The sequence below is a fragment of the Sediminibacterium sp. genome (genome assembly GCF_030695065.1).
Lineage (GTDB): Bacteria > Bacteroidota > Bacteroidia > Chitinophagales > Chitinophagaceae > Sediminibacterium.
In genome coordinates this window covers 114,605-133,645 of record NZ_JAUYTR010000025.1, presented here as the reverse complement: position 1 = coordinate 133,645, position 19,041 = coordinate 114,605, and the positions used below count along the sequence as shown (strand labels likewise).

Annotated in this window: 21 protein-coding genes; 2 read left to right on the top strand and 19 right to left on the bottom strand. The window is 33.1% G+C overall.

The genetic code is table 11. From position 1 onward, the window contains the following. Window positions 1–6 precede the first annotated feature (6 nt). From Q8S25_RS14580 to Q8S25_RS14530, 11 genes are all read right to left on the bottom strand, one after another. Complete coding sequence (locus Q8S25_RS14580) at window positions 7–1,695, bottom strand: GMC oxidoreductase (RefSeq protein WP_305538850.1); 1,689 nt, start codon at window positions 1,693–1,695, stop codon at window positions 7–9. A 5-nt stretch (window positions 1,696–1,700) separates the two neighbouring features. Continuing rightward, the gene (locus tag Q8S25_RS14575; protein ID WP_305538849.1) at window positions 1,701–2,651 is read right to left on the bottom strand and encodes a threonine/serine dehydratase; all 951 of its coding nucleotides are present in this window, start codon (window positions 2,649–2,651) and stop codon (window positions 1,701–1,703) included. Then, window positions 2,648–4,300 (bottom strand): M28 family metallopeptidase, encoded by a 1,653-nt coding sequence (locus Q8S25_RS14570; protein WP_305538848.1) that lies wholly within the window; start codon window positions 4,298–4,300, stop codon window positions 2,648–2,650. Before Q8S25_RS14570 ends, Q8S25_RS14575 begins: the two co-directional genes overlap by 4 nt. 108 nt (window positions 4,301–4,408) lie before the next feature. Continuing rightward, complete coding sequence (locus tag Q8S25_RS14565; protein WP_305538847.1) at window positions 4,409–4,807, bottom strand: hypothetical protein; 399 nt, start codon at window positions 4,805–4,807, stop codon at window positions 4,409–4,411. 106 nt (window positions 4,808–4,913) lie between these two features. Further along, the gene (locus Q8S25_RS14560; RefSeq protein ID WP_305538846.1) at window positions 4,914–6,152 is read right to left on the bottom strand and encodes a PKD domain-containing protein; all 1,239 of its coding nucleotides are present in this window, start codon (window positions 6,150–6,152) and stop codon (window positions 4,914–4,916) included. A gap of 9 nt (window positions 6,153–6,161) precedes the next feature. After that, entirely contained in the window at window positions 6,162–7,406 is a 1,245-nt protein-coding gene (locus Q8S25_RS14555; RefSeq protein WP_305538845.1) for a PKD domain-containing protein, read from the bottom strand. 471 nt (window positions 7,407–7,877) lie between these two features. Next, a complete protein-coding gene (locus Q8S25_RS14550) occupies window positions 7,878–9,731 on the bottom strand; it encodes an ATP-dependent endonuclease (protein WP_305538844.1) in 1,854 nt (617 codons plus the stop codon). A gap of 222 nt (window positions 9,732–9,953) precedes the next feature. Further along, window positions 9,954–10,202 (bottom strand): hypothetical protein, encoded by a 249-nt coding sequence (locus tag Q8S25_RS14545; protein WP_305538843.1) that lies wholly within the window; start codon window positions 10,200–10,202, stop codon window positions 9,954–9,956. Window positions 10,203–10,307: 105 nt separating this feature from the next. Beyond that, the gene (locus Q8S25_RS14540; RefSeq protein ID WP_305538842.1) at window positions 10,308–11,381 is read right to left on the bottom strand and encodes a type I restriction endonuclease; all 1,074 of its coding nucleotides are present in this window, start codon (window positions 11,379–11,381) and stop codon (window positions 10,308–10,310) included. A 147-nt stretch (window positions 11,382–11,528) separates the two neighbouring features. Continuing rightward, the gene (locus Q8S25_RS14535; RefSeq protein WP_305538841.1) at window positions 11,529–11,891 is read right to left on the bottom strand and encodes a hypothetical protein; all 363 of its coding nucleotides are present in this window, start codon (window positions 11,889–11,891) and stop codon (window positions 11,529–11,531) included. Between the two features lie 24 nt (window positions 11,892–11,915). Next, window positions 11,916–12,281: a hypothetical protein gene (locus Q8S25_RS14530; protein ID WP_305538840.1), complete on the bottom strand. Its 366-nt coding sequence runs from the start codon at window positions 12,279–12,281 to the stop codon at window positions 11,916–11,918. A 55-nt stretch (window positions 12,282–12,336) separates the two neighbouring features. Between Q8S25_RS14530 and Q8S25_RS14525 the strand changes: the two genes are divergently transcribed. After that, window positions 12,337–12,711: a hypothetical protein gene (locus tag Q8S25_RS14525; protein WP_305538839.1), complete on the top strand. Its 375-nt coding sequence runs from the start codon at window positions 12,337–12,339 to the stop codon at window positions 12,709–12,711. A 96-nt stretch (window positions 12,712–12,807) separates the two neighbouring features. Here the strand turns inward: Q8S25_RS14525 and Q8S25_RS14520 are convergent, their stop codons facing one another. Both Q8S25_RS14520 and Q8S25_RS14515 read right to left on the bottom strand, forming a co-directional pair. Further along, complete coding sequence (locus Q8S25_RS14520; protein WP_305538838.1) at window positions 12,808–13,566, bottom strand: hypothetical protein; 759 nt, start codon at window positions 13,564–13,566, stop codon at window positions 12,808–12,810. 4 nt (window positions 13,567–13,570) lie between these two features. Then, window positions 13,571–14,308, bottom strand: coding sequence for a hypothetical protein (locus Q8S25_RS14515; protein ID WP_305538837.1), 738 nt, complete (start codon window positions 14,306–14,308; stop codon window positions 13,571–13,573). A 77-nt stretch (window positions 14,309–14,385) separates the two neighbouring features. Between Q8S25_RS14515 and Q8S25_RS14750 the strand changes: the two genes are divergently transcribed. Then, a complete protein-coding gene (locus Q8S25_RS14750) occupies window positions 14,386–14,625 on the top strand; it encodes a helix-turn-helix domain-containing protein (RefSeq protein WP_371131622.1) in 240 nt (79 codons plus the stop codon). 75 nt (window positions 14,626–14,700) lie between these two features. Here the strand turns inward: Q8S25_RS14750 and Q8S25_RS14510 are convergent, their stop codons facing one another. The 6 genes from Q8S25_RS14510 to Q8S25_RS14485 all read right to left on the bottom strand — a co-directional run bounded on the left by Q8S25_RS14510 (window position 14,701) and on the right by Q8S25_RS14485 (window position 18,524). Continuing rightward, window positions 14,701–15,384 carry a hypothetical protein gene (locus tag Q8S25_RS14510; protein WP_305538836.1) on the bottom strand — a complete coding sequence of 228 codons (684 nt, stop codon included), beginning with the start codon at window positions 15,382–15,384 and terminating at the stop codon, window positions 14,701–14,703. Between the two features lie 88 nt (window positions 15,385–15,472). Continuing rightward, window positions 15,473–15,931, bottom strand: coding sequence for a RadC family protein (locus tag Q8S25_RS14505; RefSeq protein ID WP_305538835.1), 459 nt, complete (start codon window positions 15,929–15,931; stop codon window positions 15,473–15,475). 10 nt (window positions 15,932–15,941) lie between these two features. Then, the gene (locus Q8S25_RS14500; protein ID WP_305538834.1) at window positions 15,942–16,187 is read right to left on the bottom strand and encodes a hypothetical protein; all 246 of its coding nucleotides are present in this window, start codon (window positions 16,185–16,187) and stop codon (window positions 15,942–15,944) included. A gap of 49 nt (window positions 16,188–16,236) precedes the next feature. After that, window positions 16,237–17,247 carry a DUF3871 family protein gene (locus Q8S25_RS14495; RefSeq protein WP_305538833.1) on the bottom strand — a complete coding sequence of 337 codons (1,011 nt, stop codon included), beginning with the start codon at window positions 17,245–17,247 and terminating at the stop codon, window positions 16,237–16,239. Next, complete coding sequence (locus Q8S25_RS14490) at window positions 17,219–18,109, bottom strand: AAA family ATPase (protein ID WP_305538832.1); 891 nt, start codon at window positions 18,107–18,109, stop codon at window positions 17,219–17,221. Before Q8S25_RS14490 ends, Q8S25_RS14495 begins: the two co-directional genes overlap by 29 nt. A gap of 67 nt (window positions 18,110–18,176) precedes the next feature. After that, window positions 18,177–18,524, bottom strand: a complete 348-nt coding sequence (locus Q8S25_RS14485; RefSeq protein WP_305538831.1) for a hypothetical protein — start codon at window positions 18,522–18,524, stop codon at window positions 18,177–18,179. Between the last annotated feature and the right edge of the window lie 517 nt (window positions 18,525–19,041).

Here is a 19,041-nt window from a genome sequence, read left to right as displayed (position 1 = left end):
GGGCTTTTATAATAAGCCAAGTTTTACTTGTTCAGCCGCGTAATCAGCAGCCCTTGCCGTGAGTGCCATAAAAGTAAGAGAAGGATTTTGGTTTCCGGTAGAAGTCATACAAGCCCCATCGGTCACAAAAACATTTTTACATTGGTGCAATTGATTGAATTGATTCAGTAAAGAAGTATTGGGATCTTTACCCATTCTTACTCCACCCATTTCATGAATATCTAAACCCGGAGGTTGCTTACTATCCCATGTATTAATTTTTGTACAACCCGCTTTTTCTAACATGGCTTTCCCTTCTCTAAAAAAGTCTTGGAGTAATTTCTCGTCGTTTTCATCGTAGTCTACTGATACAACCAATTGAGGAACACCCCAATTGTCTCGCTCATATTCACTTAAAGAAACTTGATTGGTTTCCTTGGGTATAGTTTCCCCTTGCATCATCATATAAATACTCCAATCGCCCGGTTCTGTTATCGCTTCTTTAAATGCAGCTCCTACCCCATCCACCATTGGCCTTCCGGCTCGTGATGCACTAAAATGAACCATATAGCCTCTTAAAAAATCAGTCTCTTGTTTCAATACATTTTTAAAACTAGGCATCATCACTTGGGTGGGCCTTCTTCCATAATAGTATTGGTCTAATGGACCTTTAAATTGAGCAGTGATATTACCACGGTAATTATGAAATGCAATGTATTTGCCCATTAAACCATTGTCATTTCCTAACCCATTGGGGAAACGAGTGCTTTTTGAATTGAGTAAAATTAAATTGGTATTTAAACAAGCTGCATTTACAAAAATAATTTTCGCATTGTATATTGTTACTTCATGTGTAATGGCATCTACTACCCTAACTCCTGAAGCTTTTTTAGTTTGATCATCGTATACAATTGATTCAACCACTGCATTGGTTTTCAAATGCATATTACCCGTTTTTTCAGCAGCTGGAATAGTAGCACTATTTGAACTAAAATAAGCCCCAAAAGGACATCCACGCTCACATAATTTTCTGGCCATGCATTGTCCTCTTCCCTGAGCTAAATGTTCAGCAGTGGGCTCAGTTAAATGCGCACACCTTCCTTGAATTACATATCTATCAGGGTAAGCTTGCATGATTTTTTCTTGTAGAATTTTCTCTACACAATTCATTTCCCAAGGAGGTAAAAATTCACCATCTGGCAACACGTCTAACCCATCTTTATTACCACTGATGCCAGCAAACTTTTCTACATAACTATACCATGCATCTATATCGTTGTAACGAATTGGCCAGTCAACTGCAAAGCCATCTCTAAGTGGTGCTTCAAAATCGTATTTACTCCAACGTTGTGTTTGCCGGGCCCATAACAAAGACTTACCACCTACTTGGTAGCCACGAATCCAACTAAACGGTTTCTCTTGTATGTAAGGGTGTTCCTTGTCTTTTACAAAAAAATGTTTGGTGTCTTCTTTATAAGCATAACAATTGCTTACAATGGGATCAAGGTCCATTTCGGGGGGAGGAATTTTTCCTCTGTGTGGCATGTCCCAAGGATTAAAGTTGGCCGTGGGATAATCTTTTTTGTGCACCACATTTCTACCACGTTCTAGCACCAACGTTTTTAATCCTTTTTCACATAATTCTTTTGCAGCCCAACCTCCACTGATTCCGGACCCTATTACAATTGCATCAAATTGGATATTCTGTTCAGGCATATACTTTAATCATTAAACCAATCAGCAAATTTTTTCAAGTCTACATTACCCCCCGTTAAAATAATGCCTATTTTCTTGTCTTTAAATAATTCATTGTGTTTAATTACTGCTGCTAAAGGCACTACACAGCTGGGTTCTACCACAATTTTCATTCGCTCATATACCAATCGTAATGCCGCTTTTATTTCGGCTTCTGTTACTAAAAAAATATCGGTAACATGTTCGCGAATAATTGAAAGAGTTCGTTCACTTAAAGTGGTTAATAAGCCATCAGCAATGGTATTTACATAGGGCGCTTTTTCAACTTTGCCCGACTTAAAACTTAAGATGGCATCTGCTGCACCTTCTGGTTCACCTGCATAAACTTTTAGAGTAGGTTTAAAATAATGCGCTCCCAAAGCAGTACCCGATAGTAAACCACCACCACCTACTGGCGTCAAAACTATTTCTAATGTGGGTACTGTTGCAATCAATTCTTTCACACAAGTTGCTTGACCTGTAATTACCCGATCATCATCGTAAGGGTGAATAAACTCAGCGCCCGTTTCAGCAACAATTTTATTAAGTGCCTCTTCACGAGCTGCTTGATTAGGTGCACAAAAAATAACTTCTGCGCCATACCCTTTTACAGCATTCACTTTAACTGCAGGAGAATTTTCAGGCATAACAATAAAAGCTTTGGTGCCCAATGTTTTTGCAGCAAATGCAATAGCCTGTGCATGATTGCCAGATGAATGTGTAGCCAATCCCTTAGCAATTTGTTCGGGGCTCAAACTAAGGGCCGCGTTCATTCCTCCCCTAATTTTAAACGCGCCAATTTTTTGAAAATTTTCGCACTTGAAAAAAAGTTCCGCACCTACCATTTCATTTATACTACTATTGGTTAATACAGGCGTATGATGAATAAATGGTTTGATTTTTTCGTGGGCTTTTTCTATGGCTGCTTGGGTAATCATTTGTTGCTTTTTTCTCTAATCAATTTAAATTCGGAACCCTCTTTCCATTTTGGAAAACTAGTTTCAAAACCCATTCTGCGGCCAATGGTAAACAATAATTTTAAATCGTTAATGGCACCATCACCCGTCCAAGTTGTTGCATCATAATTATCAGAAGGCTGATGATAATTTTTACTGGTATATTCATTTTCTAAAGTCTCCCCATATTCTTTTCCTTTACCAACCACATCTACCCCATTGTTGGCAAATAATGCAGGAATACCCACTTTTGCAAAATTGAAATGATCGGATCTATAATAATACCCCGCTTCGGTATGCGTATCAAATGAAAGGTATCCACCCGTTTTTTCAATGGCTTCTTTTAAATAATCTTCTAACTCCGATTGGCCCTGTCCAACTACCACCATATCTTTGGTTTTACCGAAACGATTGAGCCCATCCATATTGATATTGGCTACTGTTTTATTAACTGGATAAATTGGATTTTCTGCATAATAAGCAGAACCTAATAACCCTTGCTCTTCTGCAGTAACGGCTAAAAACACAATCGTACGTTCGGGCTTAGCTTTCATATTCTTAAATACCCTCGCCATTTCTAATAAACCCGCAGTGCCTGAAGCATTGTCTAAAGCCCCATTGTATATTGAATCCCCAGTTTGATCTGGACGTCCAATACCTAAATGGTCCCAATGCGCAGTATAAATGATCACTTCATCAGGTCTTTTAGTTCCGGTGATTTTTGCAATCACATTGCTCGACTTATTGAAGCTGGCTTTCACAGTCATGGTAGTACTCAATTGCAAACCCAACGGCACCGCTTTAAAGCCAGGCTGATTGGCATTAACCAACAAACTAGAGTCATAACCCGCGGCAGCAAATAATTGGTGTGAAATTTTTTCTGGCACCCAACCTATCACATCACAATTGGGAATATCCTTACCGCGATTGTCTAATTTCAATCGAGTGGTATTAAAACTGTTTTGTTGTACACTAAACGGATAACTTGCTGCAGCAGTGTTGTGAATAATTAAACAACCTTTAGCACCCTGCCTTGCAGCTTCTTCAAACTTATAGGTCCACCTGCCATAATAAGTCATGGCCTTCCCTTTAAAGAGGGTAGTATCTCCTACCCAAAAACCAGGATCGTTCACCATTACCATTACCACTTTTCCTTTCACATCTAAGCCTGCATAATCGTTCCAATTATATTCAGGAGCCACTACCCCATACCCTGCAAAAACTAAGTCTGCATTGTTTAAACTAATGCTTGAATCGGTTTTATCTGTCCAAATAATATAATCGTCAAATGCTTTTAAATTAAAAGTTCCCTTTGCAGATTTTACTTGCAGACTAGGAGCAGCAGTTGCCAAAATATTAGCCATGGGCACTTCTTGAATATAGCTATCCCCATTACCAGGCTCTAGCCCCATTTGCTTAAACTGAGCTTGCAAATAAGCTACCGTTTTGGTTTCTCCTTCAGTAAAAGGTTTACGCCCCATAAAATCGTCTGAAGCCAATACAGCAATATGTTTTTTGAGTGTGTCGGCGTTAAAAACGGAGAGACCGTCTTCTTCATTAAACTGATTACCCTGATTGGAGCAGGCTATTATTAAAGGAATAGCCAATACTGTTTTGAGTATTTTGTACATATTGCTAGTTTAGTTTGAAATTAAACTAAATATAAGAAATGCATATATAAAAAAACATTTCTTAAAAAAAGCAGCACATCAACCTAATTAATAACAATATGAAAAGAATTATTCAACCACCATTTCTAGTTTAGTAGCGCCTCTTGTAGTATTATTTACATTAGTAGTTACACTTGGGACCAATGTTGCTTTTTTTACCCCATTAAAATAAATAGAAGAAACAAAAGATTGATTAATACCTGCTAGTGCAATCCCAGTTTCAAACTTTATGATAGCTCCTTTAGGAAATTTAAATTCAGCACTCCAAACAGAATCTGTTATAAGCATATTAGTAGGCAATTCCTTTCCGGGACTTTCAGTTATATATACCCAACTTGGATTGGTAAACTTTGCTGTTGCTAGTAAATCATATTTAACAACCACTCTTTGGTCAATTTCTGGAGTAGAATCTTTTTTGCAACTTGCAAAAGCAAAAACAAATAAGATGGTTGATGTGAAAAATTTCATGGGCTCATTTTATTCATAGATACACAACAATAAGTATACCAATATCATAAACAACATTTTAGATATTGATAAATAATAACTAAAAAGCTATGTGTTTCCATAAAATTTATCTAGGCGGAATAGTAATCGTCTTTCTAGCAGTATCCGCACAACCATTTCCGGTTACAATTAATTGAACAGTGTAAGATTTACTAGTGGTTTCTTTATTGTAGCTGGTTTCAATGAAACTGTAGAATTCATTATTGGTATTGCCATTTCCGAAATTCCACTGATAAGAATCAATGGTACTGGTAGGGATGGTAGATTTACTATTAAAAGACCATCGTTGTGAAGAAGGATAATCCCAAACAAGCGTCTCTTCAAAAATTGCTTTAGGCCTAGGGTTCTCTCCTTTTGCGTTCACTAGTTTATTGGTCTTATAAATTTCTCTTCCGTTTAATTTTATGGTCATGATTACATCGTAATCATTGGGGTGCTTGTATTTGTAAAGGACTGGATTACCTGTTCTAGGCCCTGTTCCATCCGAAAAATCCCATTCATAAACTGACCCAGTAGGCACATTCTCTGCCTCCGCCGTAAATAAAATTCTTTCATTGGTACATGCATCAATGGATTCTGTTTTGAATTTTCCTTTAATACTATACATTCCCGGAATAGTTACTTGAACGGTGGTATCATCGGTACAACCAAAATTAGAAAGCACTGTAAGCTTAACTGAATAAGTGGTATCATTCACTTTTTTGGGGAACTCATGCCGTACCAAACCCACTGAACTAATGTATTCGGTTCCGTCGCCCCAATTGTATTTGAATTGAATAATATCTCCTTGATTAATGGAAGAAGCACTATTGAATGTGACGTAATTAATATTCTGCGGAAAATCAAACTTGGTCGAAAAAATGGCTTCTGGCTTGGTTTGCTGACCCAAAGCTTTTACACCAAAACTCACTTTAGCCAACATATTATTGGCATTGGCCATCACCATTAAAGTTACTACAAAAGAACCAGCGGCTTGGTAAGAATGGGTAGTGGTTGCGCCGTTGGCGATATTCCCATCCCCAAAACTCCAACTATAATAACCACCTGCAGGCAAGCCAACACCTGATGCTGTAAATGAGAACACTTCTTTAGAAGGATAGCAGGTAGAAGTTTGGCTGAACTTTGCTTCCACATTTCCATAAGTAACCGTTGTGGTATCCCGAGCCACCGTAACAATTGCTCCCTTAGTAATTTGTACAGAGTCTACTTGCACCAATTTATCCAAATCTATATCCGCTTCTTTTTTACAAGAAAAAAGAATGATTGCCATAAAGCCAACAAGGAACAAAACACTTAACTGCTTCATTGGGTAGGCTTATTTAGCCGGTACGGTTATATTAGCAACGGCTGTGTCTTTACAACCGGTATTACTGGTCACAATTAAAAGAACAGAATAATTAGTAGGCGTTGCAGCTTTGGTATATTCTTGTTCTACAATAGTGTTGAAATTATCATCAACTCTGTTAAAAGGCATTTCCCATCTGTATCCAGTTAAATACCCGTGCGGAATATTTGACTGGCTATAGAACGCCCATATTTCTTTGGTAGAAGTAGAACTTACTACATTCTTTAACATCAAGGCTTTGGGCTTAATGTTTTGACCAAATGCACGAACAGGTTTATGGGTTTGATAAATAATTTTACCTTTTAAGGTAATGGTCATTTTAACATCGTAATCGTTCTGATAAGTGAACTGCTTTTTAACAGGGCTGCCCGTAACTAAACCAGTAGCATCGGCAAAATCCCATGTGTACACCGCACCTGCTGGAACACCTGTTGCCGTTGGAGTGAAAACAAAATACTCATTGGTACAAGCATCAAATTGTTCAGCAGTAAAGTTGCCACTGATATTATAGGAAGCAGGCACGAATACATTTAAAGAAGCTGTGTCTTTACAGCCTGAATTAGCAGAAACTATCAGCTTAACATTATAGGTTTTATCTTCTGGAACTTTAGGAAAATTCTTTGGCATGAAAGAATTAGAACTATTGTTAGTGGTACCATCGGCCCAATCCCATAAATGGTCTACAATTGTACCAGTAGGAACTGTAGATCTACTGGTAAAAGTCATGTTGTTTAAGTAATTGATGTCGGGCAACGCACTTGAAAAAATTGCAGTCGGGGTTACTTGTTGCCCCAAAGCTTTAACTGAAACAGAAGCTTTATGAATCAATACATCTGCAGCATTCTTGATTTGTAAAATAATGGTATAAGTTGCAGGATTACGATACATATTTCTTACCGTTGTTCCTGTAAGTGATTTGCCGTCTCCAAATTCCCACACATATTTAGCCCCAGCAGGAATGCCGGCTGCAGAAGCAGTAAAAGAAAAAATTTCATTACTAGGATAGCAAGCATCAGACTTTGCATAAGTAATGGTTACTTCCCCATCTTTCACCGAAACAGTGTCTCTAAACACCGCCGTAGCACCCCCAATGGGCGGGCTATTATCTTCAGTGGTTTCCTGCTGATCTGCAGGTTTGTCTACTTCCTTTTTACATGCCGATAGCACAATAGCAGTTGAAAGGCAGAGGACTATGAATAGTTGGCTATTTCTCATGGTGTTCACTTAAACTTATCTGTCAAGTACAACGAGAAATAGGGCGTTTTATTGTGATATTAGGCCAAAACTAATTTTGGGGATTAGCGCCCGCCGCTTACATTTGCACTCCTATGGGGGGTTAGCTCAGTTGGCTAGAGCGCTTGCATGGCATGCAAATTGAAATTCTTCTGAAACCCTTTTTATACAGCACTTCCATCTTTTTTGACTGTAACTTGTGACCCAAACCTGACCCAAAATATCGTTATCTGAAAATATTAGTCAGTCAATCAAACTTCTAATGGTTTTACTGACTGACCAGAAATCAATTAAACCATCTAATTTTAAGGCTCCTTTAATATTTCCTATATAAATTTGTAGCCCACATATTAAAATTATCATTAAATCTAAATATAAAGAAAATTTTAGCCTTTTTGGTAGCCCCTTTTTGTTTTTTTCAAACTCTTCTAATAATCAAAAAGGAATAACACCTTAATGAGTATAAATCTTATTCCCCTTTAATGCATTTGCTAAACGATTGAAAAGTAGTCTAAAGTTTTCAATCGTTGTGGATTCAAGTGAAATTGGCTGTTTTAAAACCAATAATTGGGAAATCGCAAAATTTAATGTTGATTTGAATTTCTTTTTATCACTTTTTATGGAATCATAATTTTCTTTTTCAAAAGCAGCAGTAATTATTTCCTTAACATCATTATCTGTAAATAAATCCTCTGTAACAAGTAGTCTATTGAAAATATTTTCATAAGTAATTATTCTATCATTAACATATGCTCCAAGAATATCGATGTATTGAATAGTTGCAGATTTACCTTTCTCATCGCTGTCAAGTAATAAGATAAAATCAGAACCCCAAGACATGTAGAGCCTTAAAATTTGTTCGTTTGAATCAGCACCTTTTCCAGGATAGAAGCTAATATCAAATTCATTATTGAGAAGGACTTCATTAATATATTTAAAAGTATACCAATCGAATTTACCTTCTGTAATAACAACATCTGGAATTGGGTCTAAATAACTAGGCTTATAATCTAATCTATCTAAAATAGGCTGAAAAAAAAGACTTTGAGATTGTTGTTTATTTTGACTTACATAATTATAATAACGATAAGCAGTTATTTTAGCATCGTTATCTGTAAATGCACCTTCAAGATTACTTGTTGACATTGCTTCATTTACTACAATATAAGCTCCATTTAACCACTTGGGATTAATTAAATGGTGTGAATGAGTTGAATAAACAATAACAGATTTATCACTTAATGATTCAATAGCACTCAAAATTTTCAGCTGTGCTGATGAATGTAAATTAGAAGCTGGTTCATCAAGCAGGAACAAAATATTCTTAGTCCTATTTTTTCTAAACTCAGTAAATATTAAAAAAGAAAAAAACCATTTGCATCCCTTACTTCTTTCATTCAAAGAAAATTCTTTCCCACTATCTGTTTTAATTTTAAACGAAAAGTTTATAGAATTGGCTTCAACAGCAATTGGAATTAATTTGATTTCTTTAAAATTCAATCTTTGATTACTTTTTTCATCATTATCATCAAAAAGTGCTTTCCAAGATTTCGTAATTTTAATATCCAATATCTTTTCCATAGCTGCAATCCTTTGCCTCGCAGTATCATTATCTGTATTCCAAATATTTACTACTTGTTCTTGAAAAGTGATGAATTTAGGATTTACTGATTTTAAGATATCATCAAATACAAGTTTCCATTCTTCAATTGCATTATTCTTTTGAGGCAAATTTATTTTAGAATTAATATCAAAATTTATTTTATCTGGAATTTCAAAAATAAAATCCTCATAATATAAAATTTCTGGTACTAATTCTCTTCTTATAAAAAAGACTAACTTATTCCATAATTCATTGTTTGTTTTGAATAGCGTTTTATTGGTTTTGGCTTTGGCATTGTCTTTTGCCTCGAATATTACATTTCCAATACTAGATAAATATGTATGAACCTCATATTTAAATGAAAAAGCATAACTATATATTTTAGGGTAAATTATTTTTGTTGGAATATTGTTTTCTTTTAAATAAATATCCATTTTAGCATAATCTGATTCTTCAAATTCTAGAGTACCCCTAAGTATAATATCTCCAGTAAAATCTATTCCTTTAGGTCTTAATAGATTAAGCTCTTCAGTTGTTAATTTTTTATCTTTAGCTAAAGAATAAAACAAATTAATTGCATCTAATATTGTTGTCTTACCACTCTCATTTAATCCAACTAAAGTTAGTATTCGATTATGTGTAAAATCTATTTCTACATTTTTAATCCCTTTATAATTTTGGATTTGCAACTTTTTATATTTCATTTTAAACTTTTTTTACCTATTAAATAAAAGTGCCCAAATTCTATATACTAGAAAGTAGATATTTTTTTTAGAATAGAATATCATCCTTATTAAAACCTAGAAATCATTACCATTTTAACTTTTAAAAAATATTTTTTTGCTTAATCTAGTAATCCAAAAATGAAGCAAACATGAATAATTAAACTAATCCACAAAAAATAATTAGGGCAAACCTCGACTACTTCAACTCATTAGATTCTTAATATATTCCTCAAAAGATATTTCACCTCTTTCATATCTACTTTTCAGCAAACTTTGTGCAGAGTTGGGTTTATAATAAGTAGAATTGGCTTCTTTGGTTGAATCGCTTCTAGCATTCAAAATACCAGATTCCTTAATACCATTAATAATAGCTGATTTTATTACTAGATACAAAACAGTAAAACCTAGAACAATTCCAGCTATCCAAAATATTATAAAGTAGTATTCCATTTGTTATACTTGTTTATACTAAGTACTATTATTCAGGGCGTTTAATAAAATTAGTCATGTTTTAATGGGAAAAAACTTTAAATGATACCCCACAAAATATTTTGATTACTCTTTACCTTTATCTAGACTCTCAACTACACTAAATAAATCTTGAGAATAATTGAAAATATCATCAACTGAAGAAATTTCTTTCTTGACTTCCTTTTTACTTTCATCTAGTATAACAAAATATTTTTTCTGCCCATTTAAATAGAGTCTACAAATTGTTTTACGATTATTATCATCTAATAAAATTGCAAAATAAGATTGCGCATCTCTGTGAGTTACTCTCTTTACAGGTATTTTTTCCCTTAATATTGATTTAACAATCATGAAACCTTCTAATTCTTCTTGAGTAGTTTCAACTTTGCTTTCTTCAGTTTTATTTATTTCTGCTTCTACTAATTGCTGTTCCTTAGTAGCCTCATCTTCTTTTGTTAAAGCTGTCTTTAGTCTTTCAGTAATAAGGTCACTGATATGCTGTTGAATAGATTTCTTAGTGAGATTAGTGAATAAATCTAAAACTTTAGCAGTAACCACACTTGGGTAAACTTGCTTTGCAAAATGCCTTACAAAGTCAGCACTAGGATTCGTAAGTTCTTGATGTAGAAGTGCTTTTAGCTCATTTGTATATTTAAGCTCACTAGCTGTATTTACTATACTTTCTGAATCAAACACTGATTTATGAAACTTTTTAAGCTCTTCAATTTGATTATCCTTAATATCAGTAATATTAAAATCTAAGAATGGTTTTTCGTCCATTTTATTAGCCTCTACAAGGTCTGAATAGAATCTATATATGATACCATTAGTAAGTAAGCCAAACTTTGCTTTAGATACATGAAAATACCTAAGTAGTTGACCATCGTGCAAATTTAAATTTTGTGCCCAATGCTTACACTCAATGAGTATTGTTGGCATTCCATCTTTAAATATTGCATAATCAATCTTTTCACCCTTTTTAATACCAATATCACTCACAAACTCTGGAACTACTTCTGTAGGATTAAATACATCATAGCCTAATATTTGCATAAATGGCATAATAAAAGCATTCTTAGTAGCTTCTTCAGTGTTAATTTGGTCTTTGAGTTTTATTACTCTTTCACCTAACTGTTTAATCTGGTCTTTGAAATCCATATTGTTGTTTTAATTTATTTTAAACAAATCATACTACCTAAGAAACATAAGTTTATAGGGTTAGTAAATAATTACAAACGAAACAATTGGGGGAGGAATAAATTGGGTACTATGAATATATGAAGAAAGGATGATATGACGAAAATATTATTCTTTTACTAATACAGAAAATACCCTTACAAAAATATACTGTGAGTTATTATTACTCTTCATAGCCCTTTCAAGAATTGGAGGGAAAGACAATAACATCTCCTTTTCCTTGTAAAAGATTGAAACACACTTATATGTATTCCTGGCTCTTACCATTTTTGCATCATAAGGATTTATATACTCGTAATGAAACTCCAGATGCAGATTGGTTGATTTTTTCTTAGCCAAAGTGTCCAATAGTTCAATCATGTTTCTTTCAGTTATAAAGTTTGGCTCTTTATAAGTTATATGGTTTACAATAAGTTCAGGCATATTAACATGCCATAAATCGTTGGTTTTAATGAAGGAAATTTTATCCATGCTTATTAATTAAGAATTCAAACATCAAGAAAGATATACAGCACCAATTTCTATATAAATCCTATTAGAGTTATAATTATTCTCCATAGCCTTGTAGACGTAATCTGGAAACCAAACAAATGAATCCTTATCCTGACCTAGAAGTGAAACACATTTATAACTTGCTCCTTCTCGAATAATCAAAACATCATATGGATATATGGGCTGATAATGGAAACCAAGAATCAAATAGTTAAATATACCTGTTGATAATTCATCTAGAATCTCAACAAAGCCTCTTTCTGCAATAATTAATGGAGTATGATAAATATCAAACTTATCAATTAACTCAGGTGTACTTAAATGCCATAAGCCATTTTTACAAACAAAATGCAAAATATCCATGTGCATTAATAAATACGTTTAAATTATTCTTTTAAAATTTAATGTAAGTTATCTTTATCCTATGTCTAAACTAATAGAATTATTTGATGATTTTGCTCGTCCTATATATGTAGAATGGGTGTTGAAAAGAGGCTGTGAACCACATGGATTTATATTAGTTTATGACACCCATACTAAACAAGCTTCGTTACAAATCAATATTTGGAATGAAGAGAATCAATTGATAGAAGTTCCTGCTACTTATAATAAAGAACTCTTTGAAGCAATAATGAAGTTTCTAAGAGGAGTTATTTTCACTAAGTTTAGCAAAGACCCTGAATTATTTTATCAAGAAGCAGATGAAATATTAATAATTGAATACCTTAACAAACATATCAAAGACACTTTTTATGAACCAGAACTGGAAGTTTCTGTTATGCAACTAGATATTATCTAGTTAATTACAATTAATATCCAAACTTAAGTATTCAGACCCATCTAAATGCCATAAGCCATTCTTACTAATGAAGGGAAATATATCCATATTTGCTATTTAATCAGAACCTCTGATTATCCAAGTTCCATCAGTCATGGTAGCTTCTAAAAGACAATTGAAATAGTACTCTTCATCCATTCCAAAGTTATTCAGAAGGATTTTCATAAAATTCCATTCGATTTCATTTATATCCTCATCATAAACTATAAGTTCATGCAAGCAAACTAATAGCCAATCAATCTGCTCTTTCCTTAAGTGCTTCAAGTACTTTAAGATAACTTCTAATTCCATAGAAATATCATATTCAAATAATGAAGTACTAGGGTCTATTTCAAAGAAACTAAGCATTTTTATTGCAACAGTTGCTTCACCAGTATGTACAATATCTTTCCCATCAGCATCTATATTAGCTAATATTAAATTGAGGCTTAGTAGTGATGAAATAATTTCTTTTGTAAATCCTATTTTATTGTCAAGAGGTGGTATTTTATAATCTGCACCTTTTTTAATAGTAAGTAAAAATCTTTTTTTAGCTTTTACCTTATCAGATACAATTCCACTTCCTAAACATGCAGGGCATTTAATTGGTTCTTTTCGACTTAATATGCCACCACATTCCCTACATCCTCCATTTGTTTCAGTTTCTCTAGCTTTACCAGTTTCTATATTCCCACAAGTAAGACATTGAAATCCCCAATAAGTAACTCTTTCACCTTCTTCAGTCCCTTCCATGTAATTTGTAACCCAAGTTGAAATACCACATTTATTGCAAGATGCATTTGTTCCACTTGATTCTATAGTTTCAAATTTTAGCATAGCCCTACCAATTTTGTAACATTAAATAAGAATATTCAGCCATCTTTTCTCTATCCTTATTAATAGAATCTTCATCCAAATTTGCAGCAATGCTAATTCTTACTTTGAAAGAATAAAGGTCATATAATTTCATATAATCACTACCAACTTTTGGAGAAATATCATCAATAAGTTCCCATACTATTAAGTTTGCTAATTCAAGAAATTCTAATTTAATTAGAACTTCTACTTTTTTTATTCCTCTACTATATTTGTAATCAGGAGAAGGTAATATAATTTCGTCAATTAATGAATATGCCTTTTCCCATTCTTTTAATTTCATATAACAATCGAAAATGTTCATTTGGAGCCAATATATTTTATATTGATAATCTTCTATTTCTTTAGGAGTTGTTTCAATTGATTTTTTAGCATATGTAATAGAATCTGTATACTTTTCTTTTCCTTCAAATAACTGGGATATTTTCTTGTAGAATATATGTTGTTCATTAGGAAATTTTAAGACACCTTGTTGACATTTTAAAATTGCTACATCAATGTCTTCTTCAGGAATTGAATCAATTTCATCAATCAACTCTAAATAAGGGTTATTAGCATTTGCTAATTTTTCCATAAATTCTAAACTTATATCTGGATTCCTTTCGAGGAATTGTTCAAGCTTATTTCTATCATTTATGATTTCTTTAAGTTTAGGGTACTTTGTTAAAAAAATTTCAATTGCTTTTATCTGAGCTAGTTCCATAAAAAACTTGAATTATAAATTAAAATTAAGGATAATTATCCCTATGACAAATTATCCTTATTTGTTCCCTTTAGTGGGTGAAAAAAAAGTCAAGGAAGCCATATTATAGGGATGATGAATTTCTGCTTAAAATTGGTAGCAGAATCAGAGAATTGCGTCTCCAAAAAGGTCTTACACAGATGGATTTAGCCTTTAAATGTAACGATAAGGATTATTCCCAAATAAATAGGGTTGAATTAGGTAAAGTAAACTTCTCTGTTTCCTACCTATTACTAATTGCAGAAGCGTTGGATGTTAATCCTAAAGAATTAGTTTAAAAGGAATTAACAAACTAATTTATTGAATTCCAAGTGAAATAGTTTCTTACACAATTTTATCAGTACTAATTGAAGTTAAATGTGGTACTCAATCTCCCTCTGATAAATATGATTTTTATAAAAATTGGAATTAAACTCCCTTTTTATCCAATTTCCCTTTTTATCCAATTGTTTTACTTGATACTCATAATACCTTTTATTATTAAAAAGATATTTTTCAGATATGATAATATTATCTTCATACTCAAAAGTACCAAGCCAAGTCTTTTCTACACTATTCATGTATTTAATTTCAGCAGTTTCAATTCTAGAACTATCACTGGTATATTTGATTGAGCAAGAATAAATTATTAAATTAGACATACAATCAATTTTTTTCTTAAAAATCAAATTATTATTTGCATCATAGGTATAATAAGTTTTCGTTAGCGAATAACCCCTTTTACTAATTTCTTCATCTTCAACCAAGTTCCTAAACTTATCAAATTGGTAAATGTTGTAGTGTACAATTTGATTACCCAGAAACTCATACCTAATAGTATTTTCATAATTCGCTTTAGTAATATATGTGTAAGTATCAATAAGCTTGGATGGAACATGAAAATCCAAACGTTTTACAAGGTTTCGATTTTCATCATAAAAAAATGCATTTTTAGTATAGCATTTTGGAGAAAATGATAATTGATTACCTAAATGCACACAAGTTAATATTGACTTAGGTTTCCCTTTTAAATAATCGCCTAGACTTTCTAATGTCATTATTCTGGAATTTATTTAATAGTAAATAGAACTACAGTCCAAAGTAAAATTAAAATAATTCAAAGGAAGATATAAATTGAAATCAATATTAAATAAGTCCTTCATCAGCAAAACTGAAGTAACTGTTATTTGTTCCTGACATAATTATATGGTCTGCAATCTTGATATCCATAAAAGCTGCTGCATTTGTTAATTTTCTAGTGAGCATTTTATCAGCTTCTGAAGGCTTCAAATTACCTGATGGATGGTTATGGCATAAAATCATACCAGTTGCAGCGACCTTTAATGCTGTAGCTAATATTAATCTGGGGTCTACTGAAGTACTAGTTATTCCACCTTTTGAAAGCATATAAACACCTAATACCATATTTGAATTATTAAGAAACATAACAAGAAAATGTTCCTGTAGTGAAATTGTTTCATTAGGTATAAACTTCCTTAATACATTAAAAGCATCTTGGCTTCGTGATATTAAAGGATTATTATAACAAGTTGGATTATAACTTACTTGTATTTCTGCGACATTTACGACATTATAGGCATTCATAATTTTCTTTTTAAAAGGATACATTAATTTGGAAATAATTGTATGGGTAAAGCTTCCCATTGATTAGAAAGCATAATCTGTATTGATGGTGATGAAAAACAGCATCAACATATACTTGGGTATGGATATTAAGACCTTCTACAGGAATAATTGTTAATACCCTAAATGGGGTATACAAAACCACCATTTTACCATTTTGCTTTACAACTAATAAGCAACTATCAGTAACAAATCTTAATCTTAAAGAATTACTCATTTTTTAATAAAATAAAAGTCCTGTAAGTTTTCACCTACAGGACTAGTTACTAATTTAAATACCAGTTATTGGTTTGGTTTTGGAGGGCAAAACGTATCTGCTCAATGAAATGATAAGCATTTACACTTCTATCTAAGAAACTGTCGAAATAAGTACTCTTATTTGCACCTGTAAATAGATTGTACAATTTCCAGAGGTTGATGGTACCATCCTCATTTTTGCAGAAACTACTATCTCTATAATAGTCTTTGCAAATCATTCCAATTTGGGAATCACCTAGAAGCATAGGAGACAAATCCTTTTTCATGGAATATGATAAATGTTGATACATCCTACATCTGCCAATTAATGTTGCAAACTGATGCTCTGTTAAATGATACTTTGTTAAAAGCTCCATTTGCCTTAAGTGGAAATTAGGATTGTACTTTTCAAGAAGGGTTCTAATAAGCGCCTTTAATTGACCAATAGAAGTGACTTTTAAGTCAGCATACAATCCATCAGACCAAACACATAGATTGGTACAAACCTGATTCTTGAATCCTATGAACACTTTAAAATGCTCATCACTGCCTTTTTTGGAATTAAGGTTATCTAAATGGTAAGACTTAACTCCACCAACTGTTAATGAAAGTTTATTTCCATCTATTACATCGTAAATAGTGGGAATTTCAATTATATAAGCCATCCTTTCATAATACAAGGTCTTTTCATGCTCTAATAGTTCATTTGCAGGCTTATTTCTAGCTTCTGGCACTCTTCCCTTTATAGGATGCGAAACCCTGATATTGGGGCATAGGATCGTTTCATGCCCATATATATCCTGAACCACATCACTAGTGACACTAATAAAATCATGGCAACTAATTACTGGCTCATTATCCTTAATGAAAACAGGAATTATATGCTTTTCATTTAGCTCACTAAATGGTATTTGAGTGGTATTGGCATGTATGAAGGGATTATCTGTACTTACTTCTACAGGAAGATTATTAATAGGCAAAATCAATTCATGCTCGATATACTCACTCTCACTATGATTGAGCAGTTTTAAGTTTTCCATTGGGTTTGATATTTGTTGGGTCAGTTAATTGAGATGGAGTAGCAAGTTTTTCTAGTTCTGTTCGTTTCTCAGTAAACGCACTAAGGATAGTTGGGTTGTCTACAGGCTGCTGATAATACAACTGTAATAATTCATCTAGACTTTTGCAGCTATTTATTCTTTTGAATACTTCCTTATTTGATTCTGATACTTTATCTCCCTCATTACACCAATCCAGTATCATTTTGCCAGTTTTAGAAGTAATTACAAACTCAGGTGTTCCTTTAAAAATGGAAGTTCTGTCCTTAGTAGCAATTGCATTGTTCTTAATGTCAATTTCAAACACTAAAGTGAACTCATAATCCATTCCATCCCTGGTCACCCCCTTTAACCCAACTTTCTCAGGCACTTGTTTGCCATTCTTTTCAGATAATACATACTCTTGCTTAGAGCGAATTGTACCAATAATATGTACTTGGCTTTGCAAGATGTAATTCACAAAGGCATTGTGTCTTGGGGTAAGCTTACTCCAATTGGTATAACTATTACCAGTCATCTTACTATGTGCCTCAAGGATATTCATCCACTCATGAGTGATGCTATCAATGATTACAACTTCCATTCCTCCCTTCTCACATAACTGAATAGCTTCAATATACCTTTCAGGTGTAAAAGGTTCTTCTACATGTAAAACATTATACTTACCCAAATGAGAGTATAGTTCTGAGGAATGGTTCTCTGTATCAATGACTGCTATTTTACTCCAATTATTGCACAAACCAAAAGCAATTAGTAATGAGGAATAGGTCTTCCCTGAACCACTTGGGCCCTGAAGTGCCATTTTGATTTTAGCATTCTTTCTGCTAGCTGTAATTAACTGCATAAATTTTTAATTTGAAATGTTTAAAATAAAAAAGCAGAACTTCTCAGTCCTGCTTTCTCTGTCTTGTCTATGCTTCGTCCATAATTGTTACTCTAGTTTCACCAATGGTTTCACTTGCACCTTCTGGCTGATATGCCCAACTATAGGCTAATGACATTACTTCGCCAGTTTGAGGATTAGTAAAATCATAAGGTTCTGATTGTACACGAACAATTTCTCCTTCAATCTCAGTACCAATAATTGATTTTGCAACATGCTCATCAAAGGTTGAAGGGATTGAACACCTTCTACGAGTAGCATAAAATTTACCAGTCTCTTGGGACTGAACTAACTCGACTTTTCCAGATAACTCTAGAGTAATAAATCTCTTGTCATCTTTTGTTGTACGAACTGCATAGTTTGTAACTGTTACCATCTTCTTTGTATTTAATGATGAATAAATAAATACACTGAATATTCAATGTATGAGTAGCCTTGTCTACCTCCATGACATGTATAGGGGGTATATCAAGGCTTGCCCAAACCTGAGCCTGGTTTTTGGGGAGTGGACTCTAGAAAGTCTTTTAAAGAAAAATTAGGTAGGGGGTACTTTTTGAAGTGGGGTATCAAAAATAGAGGGGGTATAATTTTAAAGCAGTTATATCTGAGTGTTTATTCATTTTCCAAACTTTGCTTTTGCATTAAAATTATCAAGTAGAAATACTTATTTATAATGGGTTAAAACACTGTTTTTTTGAAATAACTATATAATGTTTATTCTATTTGTCAATAATCAGTTGGCTCCTTTTATAATGTATAAATAGAGAAAGAGAAGCACCTGCTGGATAATTGTCATTTACTAAACTCATAGAGAAAATATTCTAAATGGATGTAATAAAAATAAAATGTTCAATTCTTTACAATATACTAGTACTTTACAATAGTAATTAGAA